The organism is Pediococcus inopinatus (assembly GCF_002982135.1).
Lineage (GTDB): Bacteria > Bacillota > Bacilli > Lactobacillales > Lactobacillaceae > Pediococcus > Pediococcus inopinatus.
Genome location: NZ_CP019981.1, coordinates 426,498 through 449,464, shown reverse-complemented (window position 1 = coordinate 449,464; position 22,967 = coordinate 426,498). Strand labels below are relative to the sequence as shown.

Genomic DNA, 22,967 nt, shown 5'->3' with positions numbered 1-22,967 from the left:
CATTCTATTGAATGGCGATTTTTTTTACGATCTAATCTATTTAATGCTGCCTAACCGGCAAACTGGTTTTCCACATAGTCATGATAGATCGGTAGCTTATCAATTAATTCATGATGCGTCCCGTGGCCACTTACTTTTCCGTCCTCAATAAAGTAAATTTGGTTTGCATTGACAATGGTGCTTAAACGATGAGCACTAACGAGTGTCGTTCGGTTGTGCATCAATTTTTCTAACGCTTTTTGAACCATTTTTTCTGATTCCGAGTCCAAACTGGCTGTTGCTTCATCGAGAATTAAAATCTTCGGATCACGGAGAAATGCGCGGGCAATTGCAATTCGTTGTCGCTGTCCACCAGAGAGTTTAACTCCTCGCTCGCCGACTGTTGTATCCAATCTATCATCCATCTTTTCGACAAATTCCTTTGCATAAGCCATTTCAAGCACATGCCAAAGCTGCTCGTCAGTATATCTTTTCTTCAAACCATACGTTAAATTGTAACGAATTGAACCACTCATAACGGGAGCATCCTGCCCAACAATGCCAATTTGTTGACGCCAATTATTTAAATTGATGTCTTCGATATTTGTGTTGCCAATCGTAATTTTGCCACCCGTTGGCTTATAGTAGCGCTCCAGCAAGCTAAAAATGGTTGTTTTTCCACCACCAGAAGGTCCCACAAACGCAATGACCGTATTTGGTTTAGCAGTAAATGAAACATCTTTTAAAATCGATTTCCCATCTTCGTAAGCAAAATCAACATGTTTAACACCCAAGGTCTGCCCTTGTGCAACAACCGTTTTTCCCTGATTTTGAACTTCTTCATCAACTGCTAGTAGCTCTTGAATTCTGGCCGTTGAGCCACTTGCTTTAGCCATTGCGGTAAAGAATTGGCCAAGCATCGTAAACGGTCCGATCATCTGAACAAGATACATCAAAAATGAAATCAAAGTCCCAAATGTCATCGAACCGTTTGCGACCCGACTCGCACCATAAATTAACATGCCGATCATCATCCCCATCATCACCATTTGCATAACGGGGCCGGCCACAGAATCATAAACGGCCTCTTTGAGACCAATTCGGTACAGTTTGTTAATGTCCTTATCTCCAGAAGTCCGTTCAGCCTCTTCGGCCGTTGACGATTTTACCAACCGAATCTCACTTAGAGTTTCACTAACTTCCCCGTTAAAAGTCGCAAGCGCGTCTTGCCGAGTGTGGGCAATTTTGCGTGAAAGTGAGGTTATCGGAATAATGCACAAAGTCACTAGCGGCACACTGATAAACATCAGCAAGGTCATTTTCCAATCCATCGTCAGCATCAGTACCAAAGCACCGACCAACTGGAGAATTGAAGTGACCATCGAAGGCATCGAATTGGCAAGCAAATCTTTCACTTGCGAAGTATCGTTAACTAGTCTTGAAGTAATTTCACCTGATTTGGTGTCATCAAAATAACTAACCGGTAACTTCAAGATTTTATCCCAAAGAAACTTTCGTAACTTATTTACAACATCTTCTCCGAAAAATCCCAATGCGGATCCCGATGCCGCATTAATGATCGCCCCAAAAACAAATAACACAATAACCAAAACAACCAGACTGGTATCGACGGTATGTCCCAATTGATTGACCAACTTCGCTGCAACCTTTGGTACAACTAAATTCATCCCCGTAGAAATAATTCCTAGCAACAAACCCTCGAGAAGCAACCAAAAGTGTGGTTTGACTTTTGTAATTAAGCTTGCGAAATCTTTAAAACTAAATTTTTGGCGTTTAAATGCTTGTGTGTTTGGTTCGTTTTGTCTATTTTGCATGTTTCTTTATCTCCAATTATTATTAGTTACTTATTTGCGAAAATTGAAACCCTCAGGAAAGCCACCAAAGCTTGAGGGCCTAAATCCTCTGCCGTTGAAAGGTGCCTTCCAATTTTGTTGTTGATCCCATTCAGGGGCTTTTTTATCTAAATCTGCATTAAGCTTAGTTAAAATATCTTTGAGTTGCTTTTTTTCATCATCAGATAAAACAGCCAACAGCGAATCTGATAGGTCGTCTGTAAATTTGTGAACCTTTTTAATTGATTGCCGTCCTTCTTCCGTCAAGGAAATGAACGTTACCCTCTTATCATCAGATGATTCAGTTTTTTTAACTAACCCATTTTCTTCAAGCTTACCAACCAGAACGCTCGCTGAACTGGGACGAATATCTAATTCTTCAACAATTTGCGAATTGGTCAATGACTCTTTATCAAACAACAACTGAAGTACGCGTTGTTGACCTCGAACATTACTTCGGGGATTATCCGTATTCTGCGTGCTTTTGATTGTCGCAAAAACAAATGATTTCTGCTGAAATAACTTTCCAAATTGATTCATGAGTTCTTCTGTATTATTAGCCATAATTAAATTCCTCTTTTTTATTTTTAGTTAGTTAGTTTTGAATTCATTTAACTAACAAAAATGATTATAAAACGTTAGTTAGTTAAAGTCAACGTAAAACTAACTATTTTTAAAAATAAAAAAAAGAGCTCTCAAAGTTACCAAATGGTCAACCTTAAAAGCTCATTTTCAATTTTTGCTTTTTATCCAATCACCTTTGCGATGGCGTCATTCACACTAGCTTTGTCAGCTTCGATCAAGCTCACACGGTCTTCAATTACTTTTGTATCCATGGTGATTTCACGTGTTAACCCAGGAGTGTTTAGTTTAGGTTCAAAGAACGCTTTGAACTCTGCTAATCGTTCTGGAGTCCGGAAGATGCCGGCGATCACTGTGATATATGTGGTAAATTCCATATCACCACCAACCGTATCTTCTAGCCATTGCCAATCATTGCGGATCCAATCCCAAGCTGCTTGTTGACCTTCGTCATTGGCCAAAACACCTCGGAACCAAGCCCGTAAATCTTGTGGCTTGATTGTGTCCGCATCTTCGAACTTCTCAATCAAACGGCCGATTAAGCCAGCATCAGGGGTGCTTGTCAAAGCTGCAGCGATGTCTTCTTTGTAACTTCCATCAGCAGTTTGACGATGAGCAGCCAACAATTTATCAAACAACTCGGCACTCCCAAAGTTTTTAACTTCATTCTTTAAAATGTAGAAACGGGTATCAGCGGGCAAGGTCTCAAGTTTATCGGCATTAGCTGTAAAAATTTCGTGAGCCGCTGCGATTGCATCCGCATCCTTAGCGTACAATGTTGCGCTCAAAACATAAGGACGAGTCAGTTGGTCGTCATTTGATTCACCAGCTTTTGGTGTCCAGACCAAACGAGCAACTTGGTTTTTACTTAATTGATCATATAAAGTCTGTAATTGTTTTTCTTCTTCAGAATCTGGTGTCACAAATTTCTTTAAGTTGTTTGCAACCACGTACAAAGCGGCATTGACCACGTTTGATTTGCTGTCTGCAAAGTCTTTCAACAATGGCACAATTTCAGCATACGAAATTTGGCGGCCTTCTGCTAATAAACGCAAGTCTTGTAGCACTTGTAATTGTGAAATAGCGTCTAATGAATTTACATTGTCTAAAATATCTTGTAACAATGCACTATCATATTTAACAATAAAGTGAGAGTCGTTGCCGACATTTAAACGGAATGGTTTGCCATTAGCTTTACGTAATTCATCATAATCACCAAGAGTAAGACTCTTTTCGGACATGATGGTTGGGGCAACCTCATAATTACTATTCAAAGGAATCTGCCATTGACGGCCGATATCCTTACCTTGACCGCTAAAGAATTGTTGTTGTGACAAGGTTAACTTGCCATCCACTACAGATACGGACACAACTGGATATCCGGGTTGTTCCAACCATGAGTTCATGATTGCTCCAACATCAAGATCAGAAGCTGTGCCTAACGCAGCCCATAAATCAGCCCCGGTTGCATTGTCATATTTATGGGTCGCAAAGTACTTCTTCAAGCCAGCACGCAATGCATCGTCGCCAAGCAAAGCACGGACCATCACCAACATCCGTGAACCCTTCGCATACACAATTGCGCCATCAAACAAGGCATCAATTTCTGCTGGGTTTTCTACTTGCACATGAACAGATTGAACACCATCGATGGCATCCCGTTGTAAGGCTGATGAAGCTTCAGATGTTTGGAACATTTCCCAGATATGCCAGTCAGGTTCAATAGCATCAATTGCGACATATTCCATCATGTTGGCAAAACTTTCGTTTAACCAGAGATCGTCCCACCACTTCATTGTGACCAAATCACCGAACCATTGATGAGCCAACTCATGAGCAACTACTGTAGCCACAAGTTGTTTCATTTCAAGCGCCGTATTATCAGGGTCAAGGACTAAATAAGCTTCTCGATAGGTAACCAAGCCCCAGTTTTCCATTGCGCCGGCCGAAAAATCAGGCAAAGCTAACTGCCATGAATGTGGCAATGGATATGGTGTTTGGAAAAAGTCTTCGTAAAATTCAATTGAGCGTTTGGCAATATCAAGTGCAAAGTCGAGTTCATTAGCTTTGTGAGCTTTGGTTGCGAAGACACCAACTTTAACGCCACTCTTAGTCGTTGTTTGTTTGCTTTGTAAATCACCGAATGCAAACGCGATTAAGTATGTGGACATCCGAACAGTTGTATCAAAGTAGTGCACGCCATTTTCAGTACGAACCTCTGGCATGTTACTAATAATTGTTTCACCAGGTTGTTCGTCAAATTTAAGTGCTAAATCAAATGTGGCTTTTGCTTCTGGTTCATCCACACAAGGAAATGCCTGACGGGCAAAATTAGTTTCAAACTGGGTCCCAATAATTTGTTTTTTTACACCTTCAACTTCGTAGTATGAAGGGTAAATCCCCATCATGCTGTCCGTAAGTTTGGCGGTATAAGTAATTGTAACCGTTGTGTTGCCAGTTTTTCCTAGGTCAACGCGAATTGCATCAGCATCATTGTCCGTAGTAAATGGCACGTCAGCACCATCAGCTTGAACCGTAGCAACAACTAAACCTTTTTGATGAATGGCAATTTCTTGTGCCTTGGCCTCACCAGTAATAGTTGTTTTACCATTAAATCGCTTTGATTCCCGATTGATATCTAAATAGACATCATAGTGGGTTGGTTGAAATGTCTCATAGAAACGTTTGAATTCTGTCATCGTATTCTCCCTATTTTTTTAGAATAATGCCATTATACGACTTTTATTGGAAAAATCCTATATTGACGGCCGTTCGAAAATTTTTTACTTATTTCTCCCCGTTTGGCTAAGAAACTATGGAAGCCTATCCACTTCATTTAAGCGTCAGAAAAAACGAGAACCCTGAAGATTCTCGCCTTTTCGTATTTTAAATCAATTAAGCCCCTTCGTGTGGCGCTAACTTATTGTCAAATTGATCTTTATCATAATCAGGTTGATTAGAAATATGCATCGCAGATTTCAATCTAACAGTGACGAAATTCCACATCGACGGTGTAATTCCTAATTCATCTACGTCACGCGTCGAAATTGTGTAACGAATACTTTCTTCATCATCAGTTTCAACTTTTTGAACCCACTTTGGTTCCCGTAAGCTTTCACGACCCAAAGCCACAAAATCAATTCCTGCATCCATGACTTTTTCAGCATCTTCTGGTTTTTCAACAGAACCAACCGAAATTAATGGTAACCGCCCATTAACCTGTTTTTGAATCTTTAAAATCAAAGGTTCCTTATCCGCTTTATCATTTAAAGACGTGCGCCAAGCGTAGCCCATCGAAACATGTAGATAATCAATTGGTTGATCAGCTAGGACATCGATAAAGTGCAAAGTATCTGCCATGCGAATTCCTGGATTTTCAATCTCTTCTGGAGAAATTCGATAACCGACAATAAATGGCCGATCAGCATATTTTTCAACGGCTACTTGCACGCTCTTGATAACTTCCAAAGCAAATGTCATGCGCTTATCAACACTGCCACCCCATTTATCAGTTCGCCGATTAGAATGGGGAGAGAAGAATTGTTGTAAAAGATACGTATTAGCACCGTGTAATTCAATCCCATCAAACCCAGCTTGGATTGCGCGCCGAGTTGCCTCACCAAAATCAGTGATGATTTGGTTGATTTCAGCATCAGTTAACTCGCGAGGGGTCTCAGCTCCTGGTCTTAAGGCTGCTACCGCACTGGCACTAACCGGTTTGGTTCCACGTAAGATTTTAGAATTAGACATTCGCCCAGCATCGAAAATTTGTAAAATGGCCTTAGTCCCGTTTTGTTTCATTGCGAGTGCCATTTTCTTCAATCCTGGTAAGAAGCGATCGTCGTCAACAGAAAGTTCACCCTCAAAACCTTTGCCATCTTCGGATACATTGGCAACAGGAGAAATAAACATGCCGACCCCACCGCTGTGTAAACTAAAGTAACGAAGTTCATCACGAGTAACGGATCCTTCTTCAAAAGCAGAAGCCTCAGTCATTGGCGGAATCACAACCCGATTCTTAATCTTGACCCCATTTTTAAATGTATAAGGTTCTAAAAATTTATACTTTGCAGACATACAAATACCCCTCTTTAAATTATTCTTTTCACAAACTTTATTTTAGTGCTTTTTTTCATAAATTCTAATATATCGACTTTTAGTCATCATCTTGAGTCTTTGATTCATCCCCGAATTTAAAGTCCTGCATTTGGGCAGCAATCGCCTTGCTCTGATAAGCATTGCCATCAGACCATGCGCCTGCACCACTAGCTAGCATCATTACCGGAATTTGTTGACCATCGTAATAACGATAACGTACATATTCAAAAGCACCATCGCCAGAAGTTTGATTCTTTCCACGAATATTAAACCACCTAATTTTCTGGATTGTAATATACGCAAGTTCAACATCACTAATCTTTTCTTCCCGGATACTGCTAATCTTTTTATCATAAGGACTATAAGAATACCAAGTCCCCTGATACGCACTAGGCCAGCGTTGTGGAGAAGCTTTCACCGAACTCTTAACATCCGTGTTTAATGATGCATCTGTCAAAATTGCCGGGTTCGTTCCCGTAACGATTTCAGCAAAACCCGCCTGTAGTTCCGCATTTTGCGTATCTTGAAGATACAAAATACCACCGTTAGTTGTTTGGGTCATGAAAACAACCGGCCGATTATTATGAAGACAGAATAGATAGGTTGTCGGGAAACCTGTTCCTGATTTACCCCCAGTCGCTACCTCGACAATTTGAAATTCATTGCCATTCTCACCATTATTGGACCAAGTTAAATTAATCTTTCGATTTCCCCACTTCACCTTGCCGTTTAATTTGCCATCTTTGATAACATCTGGGAAAACAAAGCCCATATGATCAGGCTTATCGCCGTTATAGGTTCCTTTATAGGTTTGTCCCATCTCAGATTGCCAGGTCTGCATAAACTTCGCTAACTTTTGTTCTTTTGTTTTATTCCAAAGTGTTGCTGCAACAGGCCTAGATTGGGCAACTGTTTTCTTTTCATGACTACTTTGACTAAGCTGTGAGGTCGTTTTGCTAGTCTTCTTAGTTACTGACGACGATTGCGATTCTTTAGAAGTCGCCTTACTTGTGGGCTTGTTTGCATTTGTCGAACATCCACCTAGTAACAAAACACCCACTAGCATACTCCACCATATTTTTTTCATTTCCATTTGAATGATCGCGCTCTCCACGTGGTTAGATCATTCATCCTCCTCTTCATTTGGCTATATAATACCCGATAAAATTATAGCACAAAAAAACTGTCTCCGCTTTCACACAGAAGAAGACAGTTTTTGTGATAGATTCATTTTAACCGTTAGCATGCACGTCAAATGCTGATAACAAGCGTTCCCCCAGACCAGGTGCGTCTGGATCGTGATTGCCTTTACCTTTATCTAATCCTCGAATCTCTGCCAATTCGGCATCCGTTAATTCGAAATCAAAAATATCCAGGTTACTCTTGATTCGTTCAACATGGACTGATTTAGGAAAGACAATAATTCCTTCTTGATTTTCAAAACGAAGAATTATTTGACCTGCATTTTTGCCATATTTTTCGGCTAACTTAGTAATAACTGGTTCGTTCAATAGATCATGATTTCCTTGACCCAGTGGCGCCCAAGCTTCAATTTTCACATTGGCAACATCCAAAATTTTTCGCAATTCTTTTTGTTGGAAATATGGGTTAAACTCTACCTGGTTTACAGAAGGTAAAGTGGCAAACTGGGGCACAACCTGATTCCAAATTTTTGGACTCATGTTAGAAACGCCAATGGATTTGATTTTTCCATCCCGTTTGGCTTCTTCCATTGCTTGCCAAGCGCCAAGAACATCCCCATATGGTTGATGAATTAGATACAAATCAATGTAATCAAGTCCGAGTTTCTTCAATGAGTGATCAATGGCCTTTTTCGCTGGTTCATAGCCAAAGTCTTGTAACCAAAGTTTGCTGGTAACCCAGATTTGGTCCCGGGCAATGCCACTATCTTTTACTGCTTTGCCAACTTCGGCTTCATTAAAGTAAGCTACAGCAGTATCAATATGACGATAGCCAACCTTCAAAGCCTCACTAACCGCTTTATACGTCGACCCATCACTGGGGATTTGAAACGTTCCAAATCCAATTGCTGGGATTTTGTTTCCATCATTTAACTTAATTTTTGGTGCTGTCATGTTATCATTCACCCTTCTACGTGAGCTTACTGTAATTGTTTCAAGCTAGAGCCAAAGATTTGTTCAATTGTCACTGGATCACGATGATCAAAGAATTGACTTTCATTCTTATCAAGAGAAGCCATCGTCTGCATCTCTGCGTCAGTTAATTCGAAATCAAACACATTCAAGTTTTCTTCCATGCGGTTACGATGCACAGATTTTGGAATGACGGTAATACCACGTTGTAAGAGCCACCGCAAGATCACCTGACCATTTGCTTTTCCGTACTTTTGCGCAATCTTAGCGATAGTTTCATTTGTGAAAATGTCATGCTTACCTTCTGCAAATGGTGCCCATGCTTCCACACGAATATCTTCACTTTGGGCAAACTTAACTTCATTGGTCTGTTGATACCATGGATTAACTTCAATTTGGTTAACCACGGGTTTAACAGGCATGGTTAATTCCAAGTTTTTTAATTGATCGGCATAGAAATTAGAAACGCCGATAGCACGGATTTTTCCAGCCTTATAAGCTTCTTCCATTGCTCGCCAAGCACCCATCACATCACCATATGGTTGGTGAAGCAGATACAAATCCATATAATCCAGACCTAATTTTTGTAATGAAGCATCAATACCCTTTTTTGCCCGATCGTAGGTGAAATCAGAAACCCATAATTTAGAAGTAACAAAGATATCTTCTCGTTTAACGTCACTTTTTTTGATGGCTCGGCCAACTGCCTCTTCATTTTGATAAGCAGTGGCAGTATCAATTAATCGGTACCCAGATTCCAATGCATTTGTGACGGCATCTTCCGCTTGGCTTAAATCTGGTACTTGGAAAACACCAAACCCTAATTGGGGCATCTCGACACCGTTATTTAATTTAATTGTTGGTACTTTTGTCATTTTAAAACATCCTTTCTATTTTCAAACCTAACTTTATTCAACATCCTTATGATAACCGCAATCCTGTGACTTGAAAATTACTAGTTAATCATGCTAGCATACAGATAACGTATACTAAGAGGTGAATATTGTGATTGAAATCTATTTATTAGAAGAATTAGCCGTTTTTTCTAAGGCGGGCACGCTTGCTAAAACGGCAGAACAGCTGAATGTCACCCAACCCACTGTGACCCGGGGTATGCAAAAATTGGAAGACGAATTTGGTGTACAGTTATTTGATCGCCAACCTAATCGAATCGCCTTAACTGAAACCGGCAAGCTTGCGGCTCAAGAAGCAGTCGCCTTAATGCTGGCCAACCAACAGTTAATTGACAAGGTTCAAAACTTTGACCAAAGTCAACGTACCATTCAAATTGGTTCTGTCCTTCCGGGACCACTGATTTTACTTAGAAATTCTTTAAAACAACCAGCCCAAAATTTTCAAATTGCGACTACCCTTACTTCCCCGGCACACACAGAATCGTTACTTTCAACAAATACTTACACTGGCATAATTTCCAACAAAGCACTTTCAACCTCTGATATTGGCTCTCAATACTTAGGAACCGAAATCCTGGCGGTTAATTTAGATAAATTTATGTATCATGCCAATCAATCTTCCGTTAGTTTTTCAGAACTAAAAGGTTTGAGCTTTATTGTATTAGACGACATTGGTCCTTGGCGACAAATTATCCAACAAGAGATCCCTGACGCAAAGTTTCTTTATCAAGCTCAGCGGGATGCGTTTGCTGAAATCACAAAGTATTCGGATTTTCCTTATTTCAGTACAAAACTCTCCAGAACAGATGCCACCTTTTTTGAACAATTTGACAATGACGATAATCGAATCCGCATTCCGATAAGTGACCAGAATGCCCATATGAAAATTTATTTTAACTATTTAAAAAAACAAAAGCAGCGGGTTGAGCCCATCATTAGCCAGATTCAACAAATTTGGCCTGTGTAAAACACAAAATAGCCTCCAGAACCAAGTTTTATCGGTTCTGGAGGCTATTAATCTACAATCGGGCATACACATCACGGGCGATCATCAATTCTTCGTTAGTCGGAATCACTAATGTCTTAACTTTTGCATCTGCCTCGCTAATATCAATTTCTTTGCCAGCTACTTTATTTTTAGTGGCATCAATTGTGGCTCCTACATAATCAAAAGAGGTCATAATTTGGCTTCGCATTTCAAAACTGTTTTCACCGACACCGCCGGTAAAAATCAACGCGTCAACTCCATCCATCAAGGCAATATAGCTTCCAACAAACTTAATGACGCGATTTGCAAACATGTCCAAAGCCAACTGTGCTCGCGGCTGGGTCTTTGCCACCTTTTTTAATTCACGTTGATCATCGGAAATCCCAGAAACACCTAACAATCCGGATTTACTATTTAAAATAGTGATCATTTCTGCTGAATCCTTAAGACCTAATTTTTTAGTCAGATATGGTACTAACGATGCGTCAATTTGCCCACTGCGCGTATTCATCATCAGGCCATCCAGTGGCGTAAATCCCATCGAAGTATCGAGTGATTTCCCCTTATTAACTGCCGTCACACTCGAACCAGCTCCCAAATGCATCACAATCAAACGTAAATCAGTTAACGGTTTATTCAAAAGTTTAGCTGCCCGCTTCGAGACGTATCGGACACTGGTCCCATGAGCGCCATACTTTCTGGCGCCGTACTTTTTGTAGTAATCGTAGGGGATGCCATACAAATAATTTTCAGCTGGCATCGTATGATGAAACGCGGTATCAAACACCGCCACCTGTGTAGTCCAAGGCATCAACTGGCGAAAAAGCTCAATCCCGCCTACTTCCAGATGATTATGTAACGGCGCGAAGATATCTAAATCATCAATCTGTTGTAAAACGTCCTTGGTAATCACGACAGACTCTTTGTACACTTCACCACCGGCAACCACACGATGCCCAACACCGACGATTTCATGTAATTGCGTAACTAATTTCAAGGATTTTAATTCTTCCATTAAAACTCTAATGGCCTGTTTGAGATCCAACTTTTCGTCAAAATTACGCGTTTTTTTCTGATCACCAAATTTAACCGTAATTTTAGCCTTGGTATTATCCAAAAAATCGACCAGTCCAGAAGCAATTTGTTGTTCTTCAGGCATTTCAAACAAACGCCATTTAAGTGTCGAACTACCTAAGTTTACCGATAAAATTTTGGCCACGTCTTCACCTTCCGTAATCTACATATTTACCTGTATATTAGGCTAGTTGCCAAGAATAATCACGAAGTTGGCTCACAAGTTTCTGATTACGGAGATTTTTTGCCCAGTTTGACACAAGCGGGGCCGTTTTAACTATCTAAAATATCGCTTTGATGCCAATGACGAATCAAATAAACCAACGTGGCCACAATCAAGACAAGTGCCCCCACGATTACTGAAACCCGTGTATCTGGGTTAACGAACATGAAAGCCACAATGACCGCCAGCATCACCAATGCGAAGTAATTTGAATACGGATAGAAAGGTAATTTAAACGGATGTGTGGTCATTAATTTAGAATTGTTTTTTCGAAAGCGAAGTTCTGCTAAAAGAATCACGAACCAAGGTACCATTCCCGGTAGCACAGAAGAACTAAAGACGACCACAAAGAGATTTGAAGTCGACTTACTATAAATTGAAGCCACCGTGTCGATGATAAACCCAATTAAAATTCCACCCGAAATCCCCAGAATGGCCATGTTGGGAACAATTTGCTTAGATAATTTTCCGAAAAATCCTGGTGCATCCCCTTCATGAGCCAGTTTAAAGAGCATCCGACTAGACGAATAAATTCCAGAATTAGCTCCTGATAAAGCCGCCGTTAAAACAACAAAATTTATAACTGACGCGGCCGAAGTGATCCCCACCTTGGCAAATGTCGAAACAAACGGGGAACCAACAGAACTAAGCTCGTTCCACGGATAAATCGTCACGATCACAAAAATTGCGCCGACGTAAAAAATTAGAATTCGCCATAGTACTGATTTGACTGATTTCACAATTGCTACTTGTGGATTAGCAACCTCCCCTGCCGAAATCCCCAGCAATTCAATACCTTGATAAGAGCCTACAATAATTGACATTGAGAAGAAGAAGCCTTTGAAACCGCCAGTGAAGAAACCACCATGACTCCACAGATTACTAAATCCAATTGGATGCCCACCATTACCGAATCCAAAGAAAATGATCATGAATCCTAAAAGAATCATCATAATAATGGTAATTACTTTGATCATCGCAAACCAAAATTCCAGTGATCCGTAAGCTTTGGCACTGGCTAAATTAGCCAAAACCAAGAATAAAATAATGAATATCCCGGCCAAAAAGGGATTGATATGAGGCCACCAATATTTGAGATACTCAGTTGCTGCCACAACTTCCGACATCCCAACCACTATGTATTCAAAAACATTGGCCCATTTAGCAAGATATCCGGCAATTGGATGAACGTATTCTGTCGCATAATCGGCAAATGAGCCCGTTCCAGGATTAATATAAATCATTTCGCCCAGGGCCCGCATGACAATATACAAAATTAGGCCTACAAACATGTAAGCCAAAAGTACAGACGGACCAGTCCATTTAATGGTTGAAGCTGAGCCCATAAACAGTCCAACCCCGATTGCGCCTCCTAAGGAGATCATTTCCATTTGACCAGCTGTCATGGACCGTTGTAGTTCTGGCGCTTGTTTTGTCTTCTGTTTCATCTGTTTATCTCCCAGAAATCAAGTTTTTGAATAAGCTGCTCATTAGAACAATATTTATATAGTAAAATATAATCTCTCTTTAATCAAATTCAAATCTTAACTAGTTTCTCTCCGGCGTCAAAATTTCGCCTTCATTTCTACAAAAAAAGGCTTTTCAATTAAGAAAGCCTTTGGGAAACTATATTATCTGTTTAAGATTAATCTTTACTTTATTTCTTCTCATCAATTAATACTGTTCCCTGAGCTGGGTTATGACTAATCGCCCCCACAATTTCATGTGGCACATACAATTCTTCCAGGTAATGCACATCTTCATCTGTGAGTTTCACACTCAACGCTTCAACAGCCTCATCCAAATGACTAACCTTGGTTGAACCCACGATTGGTGCCATGACACCTTTTGCCCACTGCCAGGCTAGAGCGATTTGGCTCATTGAAACATTATACTTCTTAGCTAGTTCATCAACTCGCTCAACAATTCCCAAATCTTCTGATTCAGCTCGGTCATATTTGCCCATGGCTACGCGATCAGTTTGACTACGTAATGTATTTACTTGCCACTGTCGATGACTCAAATGTCCGGCTGCCAATGGACTGTACGGCATTAATGAAACGCCCATTTGTTTGCAAATTGGAATTAATTCCCGTTCATCTTCACGATACAAAAGATTGTAGTGATTTTCCATGGTTTGAAATTGTGCCCAACCATGGTCTTTAGCAACCTGTTGCATATTATGAAATTGATATCCATACATTGCTGAAGCTCCAATTGCCCGCACTTTACCGGATTTAACCAACTCATTTAGAGCCGACATTGTTTCTTCGATTGGTGTGTCATAGTCAAAACGATGAATAATGTATAAATCTAGATAATCTGTGCCCAGCCGTTTTAAAGAACCCTCAATTTCACGATTAATGGCCTCTTTAGAAAGCCGACCCGGATTAAAATAGACCTTGGACGCTAAAACAACTTGGTCGCGGGGCACGTTATCAGACTTTAAAGCGCGGCCTAAGTATTCTTCACTTGTCCCTTTTGAATAAGTATTAGCAGTATCAAAAAAGTTAATCCCCAGACTCAAAGCATGTTTAATGACCTTTTCACTGTCCTCATAATCGAGTGACCAGTCGTGCATCGTGCCCGGTTTGCCGAAGCTCATCGCGCCAATACAAATCTTAGACACCTCAATATCCGTATTTCCTAATTTAGTATATTGCATATCTTTATTTGGCATTTTAAAATCTCCTATCTAAATTTCAGATCCAACTAGGTTTATCCCCATCCGTATCAGGTTTATTTAAGCCGACACTTTCATTAACATGTGTTTGTGGTTGGGTAACTACTTGAAAGGCAAAATCAGCCACACTTTTTCGTGAAACTTCCGTCCCTTTAAAAGGCTCATCCACTTGAGTTGTTTCATAAGCTACTTCGTCTTTATCCGTCAACCAAGCAGGCCGAATTTCAGTATATTTAAGGCCTGACTCACTCACTAACTGCGCCGCTTTTCGAAAACCGGGTAAATACGCCCCAATGGCTTGTTCATTCCATTCGCCATATTTTCCTGGCACTTCATGATGAGCACCCAGCGAGCTAATATAAACAAAACGTTCTTTTTGCGCTAGTTTCATAGCGTTAAGCACGCTTTGAATCTGATCAGCCAAATCAACTCCGCCCAGGTTTGAGTAAATAATCTCAGCCTCTTGCATCGCATCAGCTAATTGATCGGTATCTAATACATCGCCATCCACCAATTCAACACGTGGATTGTCTGCATATTTATTTAACCGCTGTGCATTTCGTAAAAATAAAATTAGTTCATCATTTGTCTCATTTAAAAGCTTTTCTGTCAGTAACTGCGCCATTTTACCATAAGCACCAATAATCATAATTTTTGCCATTTAATAGCCTCCGTTCTTTTACAGTAATTCTACTCCTTGAAGTATACTTCAAGTCAAGAAATATCCATTGTTGTCTGGTTATCGGCCAGTGGACGGTTAACTGATACTTAAAAAAAGAGGTAAACTGATCATGTGATTGACAATCAAGCACAAAATCAGTTTTTGAAGGAGTGTCAATATGTTAGTATTCTATGAATATACCAAAGAAGAAATGTTAGATTTTTTAAAAAGCCAAGCCCCACATGCCGAAATTCATGTCCAAGACGCAGTTAGTCAGCAACATGCAGCTAACGGTCGCGCCACTAATACGATGGAAGGCCAATTATTAGCCTACGTTGCAGTAAGCGACACTGACGATATCAAAGGTGTTTTAAAAACTGCCCGCAAATTTCATCTCCCTGTGATTCCCCAAAGTGGTGACACATCCACTGTAATTGGATCGGATGGCATCGATGGTGGGATCATCTTATCAACCGCAAAATTAAATCACATTAAGAAAATCAGCCCCGATGACGGCATTGCAGTCGTTGAACCGGGTGTTATAAATGGTGATTTGGATAGAGCTGCTCGGAAACAAGGTCTGTTTTATGCGCCGGACCCAGCTTCCCGCCCAATTTCAACGATTGGTGGTAATGTCGCCACAAATGCTGGTGGGATGAGCACTGTGAAATATGTCGCTACTAAAGATTCAGTATTAGGCCTAAAAGTAATTTTAGCCGATGGTCGTGAATTAACCCTTGGTGGTCAAACCTATAAACAGGCGTTTGGCTACGATTTAACCCAACTGTTTGTTGGCTCTGAAGGCACTTTGGGAATTGTGACCGAAATCACAGTCCGTTTATTGCCCATCCCAGTTGGTGAACCCGTTACGGGCATTGCGTTTTTCAAAAATATGGTTGAACTCTCCGTGGCCGTTAGGGATTTACGCATGTCAGGAATTGCCCCTGTTATGCTTGAAGCTTTAGATAGCAAAACCGTTGTTGCCCTGGATAAGTTTGAAAATAAGCATTACACCAATGGCACTTCTGCCATGTTGATCTTCAAATTAGATGCTGGCGGACAGCAAAGTTTGGATATTGCTAAAAGAGTCCTGTTAAACGACAACGCGACCAACATTGAAGTTACAACTGATCCACAAAAATCAGCAGAATTATTAAAGTTGCGCCAAGATATGTTGCCGGCCATTTTTATTAACAGTAACCATATCATGGAAGATATGGCCGTTCCATTGTCCAAACTCGCTGAAATGATAGATTACATTTCCAAAGTTGGCGACGATTTAGACGTTAACATTTATACCGCGGGATATGCTGGTGACGGAAATATCCACCCTAGTTTGTTATGGTCTAAAGATGAACCCAATCCACCTGCCAAAATAATCGAAGCCACCCGTTTGTTATTGAAAAAAACATTAGCACTTGGAGGCACAATTTCAGGTGAACATGCCGTGGGAATGCTGAAAAATCAGTGGACCAACGCCGAATTGGGTTTTGATGTCGATGAAATCCAACATGCGGTTAAACATCTCTTTGATCCAATGGGTATTTTGAATCCAAAACGAAAGATTAATTAAATCTACTGACTATTTTGCCCAATTACAAAAAATTATTAAGTCATGCGTTTGATTTTCCTGTAACAGTTAAATATTGGGATGGTAAGTCTGAGACCTATGGTGAAGGCACCCCTAAAGCGGAAATCGATATCAACAAGGAGCTTTCCATGACGGAAATTGCCAAACACGCAACTTTGACTCTTGGTGAAGCTTACATGGATGGCGACATCGATATCAAAGGCTCGATCCAACAGGTTGTGGCGTCAGCTTACCGTTCAACAACTAGTTTCATGCATGATAAGAGTTTCTTGAAGTTTGTGCCTAAACAAGGCCACTCTGAAAAAGAGAATACCAAAGATATCCAAAGCCACTACGATATTGGTAACGATTTTTATAAACTGTGGCTCGATCCAACGTTGACTTACTCATGTGCCTATTTTGAACACGATGATGATACCTTGGAACAGGCCCAGCTAAACAAGATTCATCATATTTTGAATAAACTAAAACCAAACCGTGGTAAGACCTTGCTTGATATCGGTTCTGGTTGGGGTACTCTGCTCTACATTGCTGCTGAGGAATATGGCCTCCATGCCACTGGTGTCACATTGAGCCAGGAACAATACGATTACACAAAAGATCAGATTAAAAAACGAGGTCTTGAAGATTTAGTCGATGTTCAATTAGAAGACTATCGCAAGATTAAAGTTCAGTACGATTACATTACCAGTGTAGGGATGTTTGAACACGTTGGTAAAGACAACTTACCTGGCTACTTTAAAAAAGTTAACGAACTGCTCAAACCGAATGCTCATGCGCTAATTCACGGAATTACTGGGCAGCATAATGGCCCCGGTGTTGAACCCTGGTTAACCAAATACATTTTCCCAGGTGGCTACATCCCGAGCGTTTCTAAAAATCTTGATTACATGATTGAAGCTAATTTACAGATTGAAGATTTGGAACCACTCCGCCGCCACTATCAAAAAACGCTTGAAATTTGGGATCATAATTTTAATGACGTTCGTGATCAGGTCCGGGAAATGTTTGACGAACGTTTCTGTCGCATGTGGGATCTTTATCTCCAAGCGGCTGCCGCTTCGTTTGAATCCGGCAATATTGACGTCATGCAGTTCTTATTGACGAAGTCTCCAAGTGGCGAAGGATTACCAATGACACGTGAATATATGTATGAAGAAAAGTAATTCACACAAAAAATTAGAGTTTCTATTCTGGGCATTGGTGAAAATCAATGCTCTTTTTTACCGCTAAATTCATTTTGATCTACATCTTCATTATGGTTGCTTACTTACGTCAATCTCCTTTATACTGAAACTATAGTATCTATAACTCGCTTACAATACATGCTTGTATCAAATCCACCCAAAGGAGATAACCAAAATGATAGGACTAATTGCACTTAAATTAATTTTTGGCTTAATCGGATTATTACTAGTTGTCCGTCTCTTAGGAAAAAATCACTCTCGGATATCACTCCGTTTGACCTCATCTATACCTTGGTCTTGGGCGGCATTTTAGAAGAATCAATTTACGACCCAAAGATAAATATTGGCCACTTATTGGTGGGAATTATCCTATGGGGTAGCTTGATTTATTTTATCGAAAAAGTTGTTCAGAAAAACGAAAAAATTAATCGTTGGCTAAAAGGTGAACCCTCCGTTCTCATTAAGGACGGTGTTTTAAATTTAAAAGAAATTAACCGTAATAAAATCGAAATGGAACAGTTACGTCAGCTTGCCCGACAAAACCAATGTTTTTCGCTTCAAAACGCTAAACATATTGTTTTGGAAAATGCGGGACAAATTAGTTTAGCCGTTCAATCAGAAGAAGACAAAGTATTATCAGTCATGCTCATTGATCAAGGACATCTGCAAGAAGAGGTTTTAAAAACGCATCAACTAAGCACATCGTGGCTCAAAGCTAGTCTGCAACAACACGGTTTTAAAAATATCAGCGAATTGGTTTATGTAGAATGGTCTGAAGAAAACGGACTCTATATCGTAACCAACGATGATGTAATCGAGAAAATCTATCGTATTGATGGTTAAACCCGCCAAATTGCTTAATGCATTAACTTAGTAATTAAAATTTTATTAAGCAATAATTATTTATCGTTTATCGATAAATACAAGTGATATTCTTAGTTTATCAAATAACGAGGTGAGCATCTTGAAATTTCGACGCGTATTCTTAAACTTAGCACTATTATTTATTACTGGCTTTTTATGGTTAGTGGGCTTTTTATATCTTGTGCAACTCTTTTCGTCCAAACAACTTGAACACCCAATGGTCATTAGCCTGCTAGGAATTGCAGTTTTTGGAACGGTTATTTTTGGCACCCAGATCATGTATTTTCTCCACCAAATCTTACATTTAATTGTTAACTATCAGTCCTTTTCGCAAGCCTCTGTGACCCTTATTCGAAAGGTGCGTCGCAATATTGGCTTCGTCAGTATTAGTTTTCTCTTCTCTATGCCATTTTTTGTCACCATTGCCAATTCCGATGATGCTCCTGGGGTTATCTTGCTGGGATTCGCAATAATCTGTGTACCATTTGCGATCTATATTTTTTCACAAATTATTGAAGAATTGTTCGAAAGTGCCCTCAATTTGCAAACTGACCATGATTTAACGGTCTAAGGAGGCCCCAAAATGGCAATTCAAATCGAATTAGATGTCGTCATGGCACAAAAAAAAATCACCCTAACGCAATTAGCCAATGATATTGGTATCACAATGGCTAATATTTCAATATTAAAAACTGGCAAGGCCAGGGCAATTCGCTTTTCTACTTTGGAAAAAATTTGTGAAGTTCTCGAGTGTCAGCCAGGTGATATTTTAAAATTTATCCCTGATCAGAAAACAAGATAGTTTGATTTAAGAATAATTTAAGGTAAATTCAGATTTTTCATTCAAAACTTCAATGATTAGCAATCGTTTCAGATACCGCTTGATTATATTTTCAAAAATATTCCTTCTTACAGTTGAATGATTTGTTTAGATATTCTGTGATAGCAAAAAAGATCTGCCTTTAATCGGCAGATCTTTTTAAATATTTACTTGTCATTCAATAAATTTTTGGAGACTATAAATTTGATCGAACACGTGATTCTCTTCATTTCTATCTTGCCGATTAGCCTTGTGAAGCGTACTATCGGGGCGATTGCGTTTTGTGTACAACACCCGTGACAAATAGACATACTTTCCAGGCGTGTGAGCCACAAAAGTCGCTGTGAACAAATAATCTTCCGCCAAATGCAAAGACTCATCGAAAGTTAAATTTGCAGCCTTAATCGCAGATGTTCGAAATGCCTTGTTCCAAACATAACCGCCAACTTCTGTCCCATGATGGGAAACCTGATCAAACATTGATTTTTGATCCAGTTCAACAAAAGAATCAGTTTGGACAGCGGGACGGCGATACCACTCGTAACCAACGACGGCCATAACTGCACCTTGATCTAATCCCTGTTCTAGGATCTCAACGAAATTAGACGCGATCAAATCGTCGCCGTCAATAAAGACAATACCATCCCCCGTAGCATGCCGCAAACCATAATTTCTGGCCACTGAAACTCCCTGATGTTCTAACTGGACAACATGAAAATTGGGATTTCCTTCAACAAACCTATTAAGCCGTATTACTGTTTCATCAGTTGATCCATCATCAACCAACCATAGTTCAAAATCCACTGTTTGTTTTGCCAAATTTGCTAATAGTCCCTTTACGTATGAGCCTAAATTGTATGTGGGTACGACAACTGACATTTTCATGACGATCACCTCATTTTTGTTTTCAGGACTTTTAATTCACAGCAGCAAATGACGGCTGTTTTCCAGTGGTAGTTATCGCCATTCTCACCAAAATTTGTTTATCGTCACTCACTGGCAACCCATCCAAATATAATTCGCGGTGACTGGTTGAATCCGTCACCTGATACCCTGCCTTCGTGACAGCTTGTTGTAATTGATCGATTACTTTTTGGGTGACAAAACCAGTCGTGATAGTTTGAATTTCAACGCCTTCCGCTAATTGCTCAAAATTAACTGCTTCGGCCAATTCAACTTGACTCACAGCCTTCTTATAGATACTTTCATCAATAAATAACGGTTGCTTGAGCCAAATCTTGAATTCATCTCCGCGCCAAACTGCCTGAACTGGATAAGGTCGATACTCTTTAAAACCCGGAATCATAATTCCAGCGGTAGCCCCCTCACTAATAAATTTTGCTAATTTAACTACCGCATCAGCCTTTGCTAAAAAAATTGGATCTTCTGTTCGTTTTAGCGCGGTACCACTTGCCGTCAAATAACTTCGTTTCGTTAATTTCACAAAACTAATCTGAGAGTTGCGACTATATTCTGCTTGTTCCCTAACTTCCCAATCAAACATTTAAATCTCCTCCTTTACCCCAACAATCAACAATATCCATTTTGATTTAAAGTATAGATCGTTTTTGCAGGATAGCCAGTAAAACGTTTTCATTGCCGTTAATGGAACATTTTTACATCCCAATAAGGACAAAAAAAATTTCATCATAATTAGATTTTTACCCAATTGTGATGAAATGCTTTATTCAATAAAGGCTTATCAACTTTTCAATTTAGGCCTTGATATCCTAAAAAATCAGATCATTTGCAGAGGTTGTTTGGAATCTGGGCCCGGAAATTGTAAATCAATTTGTTGCATTTCTGAATCAGATAATATAATTTCTCCAGCCTCAATATTTTGTTTCATGTGTTCAATACTACTCGTCTGTGGAATAGCCATGACATCCTCAGATTGAATTGTCCATGCTAATAAAATCTGCATTGGTGTGACCTGATGAACATCTGCAATTTTTTGAACAACAGAATTTTGGGTAAGCTTTTGCCCACGAGAATCGCCTTGATCAATTGGCGCATAAGCAATTAGTGGCAATTGACGACTACGCTGCCATGGCAATAAATCATATTCAATCCCCCGATTGGCAAGATTATATAGATCCTCATTAGCAAAAACTTGATCTCCTTGTGGTAAGCCATAAAGCTCTTCCAAATCCGCTGTATCAAAATTGGAAACACCCCAGTGACGAATCTTTCCTTCTTTTTGCAGGTCAATCACCCCAGCAACAGTTTCTGACAAAGGCACTGAACCTCGCCAATGAAGTAAATATAAGTCAAGATAGTCAGTCTTTAGCCGCTTTAGACTATTGTTTAACGCTTGTTTCATACGCTCTTTAGTCGCATTTTGTGGATAAAATTTACTAATCAGAAAAACCTTTTGTCGATCAAATTCTTGCAACACATCGCCGACTAAGGTTTCGGCATTTCCTTCACCATACATTTCGGCAGTATCGATAACGGTGGCGCCATGATTTAACCCATACAGAATTGTTGCTTTTTCTTGCGCATAGGTTTTGAGATTATCCCCCATGTGCCAGGTTCCAATGCCGATCGCTGGCAAGTTAACACCTTTAAAATTCACTTGTTTCATGCTGTGGCCTCCTTCAACAACTTCATTTTACGCGCTCCAGCATCCTCTTCCTAATTTTCACTATCAAATATTCCGCAAATTAAATTCACGTCTATCTAATAATCGCTAGTCAATAATCTGGTTCCAATTAGATTGACTTTTTTATTTTTGAGATACTACAATGAAATTATGAGAAAAGACGATATATTACGCTATGCATGCGCATGGGAAACTAAGTGGAAAATCCAGGTTAATCAGTAAATTTATTTAGTGATAATTTTAAACTGGAGGATTAATAATGGGATATTTATATTTAAGCATTGTGGTTGCCGGTGAACTTTTAGGTACCAATTTATTGAAAGCTTCAAATGGATTTACAAGAATTGGCTTTTCGATTGGCTCTCTAGTTGCCTATGCATTGTGTTTTTACTTTCTATCAATTGCGATGAAAACAATTAATCTAAGCATCGCTTATGCCTTATGGGCAGGTGTCGGGATTGTCGCCACGACGGTACTTTCTGTACTGATTTGGCATGAACAAATTAATTTAACTATTGTCCTTGGCATAATTTTAATTGTAGCTGGATCAATTTTATTGAATTTGCATGTTGAGTAAAACAAATAATTTTAATAACAAAATAAAAAACGCTTTGCAATTTTTCTTGCAAGGCGTTTTAAAATTTACAAATATATTTAAATAGGTTTTATTCCCACTCTATACTTCACCTTAACAGCATCAGGATGAATCAGCGTGTTTTAGGCGTTTTTCC

Annotated in this window: 20 protein-coding genes and 1 pseudogene; 7 read left to right on the top strand and 14 right to left on the bottom strand. The window is 39.6% G+C overall.

Going from position 1 to position 22,967, the window contains the following annotated elements; all coding sequences use genetic code 11:
- Window positions 1–50: 50 nt before the first annotated feature.
- The 7 genes from PI20285_RS02200 to PI20285_RS02170 form a co-directional block, all read right to left on the bottom strand.
- The gene (locus tag PI20285_RS02200; RefSeq protein ID WP_057771753.1) at window positions 51–1,814 is read right to left on the bottom strand and encodes an ABC transporter ATP-binding protein; all 1,764 of its coding nucleotides are present in this window, start codon (window positions 1,812–1,814) and stop codon (window positions 51–53) included.
- 30 nt (window positions 1,815–1,844) lie between these two features.
- Window positions 1,845–2,396, bottom strand: coding sequence for a MarR family winged helix-turn-helix transcriptional regulator (locus PI20285_RS02195; RefSeq protein ID WP_057771751.1), 552 nt, complete (start codon window positions 2,394–2,396; stop codon window positions 1,845–1,847).
- Between the two features lie 182 nt (window positions 2,397–2,578).
- A complete protein-coding gene (locus PI20285_RS02190; RefSeq protein WP_057771749.1) occupies window positions 2,579–5,113 on the bottom strand; it encodes a M1 family metallopeptidase in 2,535 nt (844 codons plus the stop codon).
- A 196-nt stretch (window positions 5,114–5,309) separates the two neighbouring features.
- The gene (locus PI20285_RS02185) at window positions 5,310–6,491 is read right to left on the bottom strand and encodes an NADH-dependent flavin oxidoreductase (RefSeq protein WP_057771748.1); all 1,182 of its coding nucleotides are present in this window, start codon (window positions 6,489–6,491) and stop codon (window positions 5,310–5,312) included.
- A gap of 79 nt (window positions 6,492–6,570) precedes the next feature.
- Window positions 6,571–7,599 carry a DUF4767 domain-containing protein gene (locus tag PI20285_RS02180; protein WP_057771969.1) on the bottom strand — a complete coding sequence of 343 codons (1,029 nt, stop codon included), beginning with the start codon at window positions 7,597–7,599 and terminating at the stop codon, window positions 6,571–6,573.
- Window positions 7,600–7,744: 145 nt separating this feature from the next.
- Window positions 7,745–8,608, bottom strand: coding sequence for an aldo/keto reductase (locus tag PI20285_RS02175; RefSeq protein ID WP_057771746.1), 864 nt, complete (start codon window positions 8,606–8,608; stop codon window positions 7,745–7,747).
- Window positions 8,609–8,634: 26 nt separating this feature from the next.
- Window positions 8,635–9,501 carry an aldo/keto reductase gene (locus tag PI20285_RS02170; RefSeq protein ID WP_057771744.1) on the bottom strand — a complete coding sequence of 289 codons (867 nt, stop codon included), beginning with the start codon at window positions 9,499–9,501 and terminating at the stop codon, window positions 8,635–8,637.
- Between the two features lie 130 nt (window positions 9,502–9,631).
- On the opposite strand from PI20285_RS02170, the gene PI20285_RS02165 reads away from it, so the two are divergent.
- Window positions 9,632–10,507, top strand: a complete 876-nt coding sequence (locus PI20285_RS02165; protein ID WP_057771742.1) for a LysR family transcriptional regulator — start codon at window positions 9,632–9,634, stop codon at window positions 10,505–10,507.
- A 52-nt stretch (window positions 10,508–10,559) separates the two neighbouring features.
- Here the strand turns inward: PI20285_RS02165 and PI20285_RS02160 are convergent, their stop codons facing one another.
- From PI20285_RS02160 to PI20285_RS02145, 4 genes are all read right to left on the bottom strand, one after another.
- Window positions 10,560–11,747, bottom strand: coding sequence for an acetate/propionate family kinase (locus PI20285_RS02160; protein WP_057771740.1), 1,188 nt, complete (start codon window positions 11,745–11,747; stop codon window positions 10,560–10,562).
- 128 nt (window positions 11,748–11,875) lie between these two features.
- Window positions 11,876–13,273 (bottom strand): amino acid permease, encoded by a 1,398-nt coding sequence (locus PI20285_RS02155; RefSeq protein WP_057771737.1) that lies wholly within the window; start codon window positions 13,271–13,273, stop codon window positions 11,876–11,878.
- 209 nt (window positions 13,274–13,482) lie between these two features.
- Complete coding sequence (locus PI20285_RS02150; protein WP_057771967.1) at window positions 13,483–14,490, bottom strand: aldo/keto reductase; 1,008 nt, start codon at window positions 14,488–14,490, stop codon at window positions 13,483–13,485.
- Window positions 14,491–14,527: 37 nt separating this feature from the next.
- Window positions 14,528–15,169 (bottom strand): NAD(P)H-binding protein, encoded by a 642-nt coding sequence (locus tag PI20285_RS02145; RefSeq protein WP_057771735.1) that lies wholly within the window; start codon window positions 15,167–15,169, stop codon window positions 14,528–14,530.
- Window positions 15,170–15,347: 178 nt separating this feature from the next.
- On the opposite strand from PI20285_RS02145, the gene PI20285_RS02140 reads away from it, so the two are divergent.
- From PI20285_RS02140 to PI20285_RS02120, 5 genes and pseudogenes are all read left to right on the top strand, one after another.
- Window positions 15,348–16,742, top strand: coding sequence for an FAD-binding oxidoreductase (locus PI20285_RS02140; protein WP_057771733.1), 1,395 nt, complete (start codon window positions 15,348–15,350; stop codon window positions 16,740–16,742).
- Window positions 16,743–16,756: 14 nt separating this feature from the next.
- Window positions 16,757–17,926, top strand: coding sequence for an SAM-dependent methyltransferase (locus PI20285_RS02135; protein WP_236698809.1), 1,170 nt, complete (start codon window positions 16,757–16,759; stop codon window positions 17,924–17,926).
- A 196-nt stretch (window positions 17,927–18,122) separates the two neighbouring features.
- Window positions 18,123–18,790: pseudogene (locus PI20285_RS02130) on the top strand (DUF421 domain-containing protein).
- Window positions 18,791–18,911: 121 nt separating this feature from the next.
- A complete protein-coding gene (locus PI20285_RS02125) occupies window positions 18,912–19,382 on the top strand; it encodes a DUF2975 domain-containing protein (protein ID WP_057771727.1) in 471 nt (156 codons plus the stop codon).
- Window positions 19,383–19,394: 12 nt separating this feature from the next.
- The gene (locus PI20285_RS02120; RefSeq protein WP_057771726.1) at window positions 19,395–19,613 is read left to right on the top strand and encodes a helix-turn-helix domain-containing protein; all 219 of its coding nucleotides are present in this window, start codon (window positions 19,395–19,397) and stop codon (window positions 19,611–19,613) included.
- Between the two features lie 192 nt (window positions 19,614–19,805).
- Here the strand turns inward: PI20285_RS02120 and PI20285_RS02115 are convergent, their stop codons facing one another.
- The 3 genes from PI20285_RS02115 to PI20285_RS02105 form a co-directional block, all read right to left on the bottom strand.
- Window positions 19,806–20,516, bottom strand: coding sequence for a glycosyltransferase family 2 protein (locus PI20285_RS02115; RefSeq protein ID WP_082623203.1), 711 nt, complete (start codon window positions 20,514–20,516; stop codon window positions 19,806–19,808).
- 31 nt (window positions 20,517–20,547) lie between these two features.
- Window positions 20,548–21,135: a hypothetical protein gene (locus PI20285_RS02110; RefSeq protein ID WP_057771722.1), complete on the bottom strand. Its 588-nt coding sequence runs from the start codon at window positions 21,133–21,135 to the stop codon at window positions 20,548–20,550.
- A 234-nt stretch (window positions 21,136–21,369) separates the two neighbouring features.
- Window positions 21,370–22,218, bottom strand: a complete 849-nt coding sequence (locus tag PI20285_RS02105) for an aldo/keto reductase (RefSeq protein ID WP_057771720.1) — start codon at window positions 22,216–22,218, stop codon at window positions 21,370–21,372.
- Window positions 22,219–22,495: 277 nt separating this feature from the next.
- Here PI20285_RS02105 and PI20285_RS02100 point away from each other — a divergent pair, with 277 nt between their 5' ends.
- A complete protein-coding gene (locus tag PI20285_RS02100) occupies window positions 22,496–22,813 on the top strand; it encodes a DMT family transporter (protein ID WP_057771718.1) in 318 nt (105 codons plus the stop codon).
- Window positions 22,814–22,967: the final 154 nt, after the last annotated feature.

Bases quoted from the DNA above. Each gene is read 5' to 3' on its own strand.
- PI20285_RS02200 (WP_057771753.1), bottom strand. From the start codon at position 1,814: ATGCAAAATAGACAAAACGAACCAAACACACAAGCATTTAAACGCCAA.
- PI20285_RS02195 (WP_057771751.1), bottom strand. From the start codon at position 2,396: ATGGCTAATAATACAGAAGAACTCATGAATCAATTTGGAAAGTTATTT.
- PI20285_RS02190 (WP_057771749.1), bottom strand. From the start codon at position 5,113: ATGACAGAATTCAAACGTTTCTATGAGACATTTCAACCAACCCACTAT.
- PI20285_RS02185 (WP_057771748.1), bottom strand. From the start codon at position 6,491: ATGTCTGCAAAGTATAAATTTTTAGAACCTTATACATTTAAAAATGGG.
- PI20285_RS02180 (WP_057771969.1), bottom strand. From the start codon at position 7,599: ATGAAAAAAATATGGTGGAGTATGCTAGTGGGTGTTTTGTTACTAGGT.
- PI20285_RS02175 (WP_057771746.1), bottom strand. From the start codon at position 8,608: ATGACAGCACCAAAAATTAAGTTAAATGATGGAAACAAAATCCCAGCA.
- PI20285_RS02170 (WP_057771744.1), bottom strand. From the start codon at position 9,501: ATGACAAAAGTACCAACAATTAAATTAAATAACGGTGTCGAGATGCCC.
- PI20285_RS02155 (WP_057771737.1), bottom strand. From the start codon at position 13,273: ATGAAACAGAAGACAAAACAAGCGCCAGAACTACAACGGTCCATGACA.
- PI20285_RS02150 (WP_057771967.1), bottom strand. From the start codon at position 14,490: ATGCAATATACTAAATTAGGAAATACGGATATTGAGGTGTCTAAGATT.
- PI20285_RS02145 (WP_057771735.1), bottom strand. From the start codon at position 15,169: ATGGCAAAAATTATGATTATTGGTGCTTATGGTAAAATGGCGCAGTTA.
- PI20285_RS02140 (WP_057771733.1), top strand. From the start codon at position 15,348: ATGTTAGTATTCTATGAATATACCAAAGAAGAAATGTTAGATTTTTTA.
- PI20285_RS02120 (WP_057771726.1), top strand. From the start codon at position 19,395: ATGGCAATTCAAATCGAATTAGATGTCGTCATGGCACAAAAAAAAATC.
- PI20285_RS02115 (WP_082623203.1), bottom strand. From the start codon at position 20,516: ATGAAAATGTCAGTTGTCGTACCCACATACAATTTAGGCTCATACGTA.
- PI20285_RS02110 (WP_057771722.1), bottom strand. From the start codon at position 21,135: ATGTTTGATTGGGAAGTTAGGGAACAAGCAGAATATAGTCGCAACTCT.
- PI20285_RS02105 (WP_057771720.1), bottom strand. From the start codon at position 22,218: ATGAAACAAGTGAATTTTAAAGGTGTTAACTTGCCAGCGATCGGCATT.
- PI20285_RS02100 (WP_057771718.1), top strand. From the start codon at position 22,496: ATGGGATATTTATATTTAAGCATTGTGGTTGCCGGTGAACTTTTAGGT.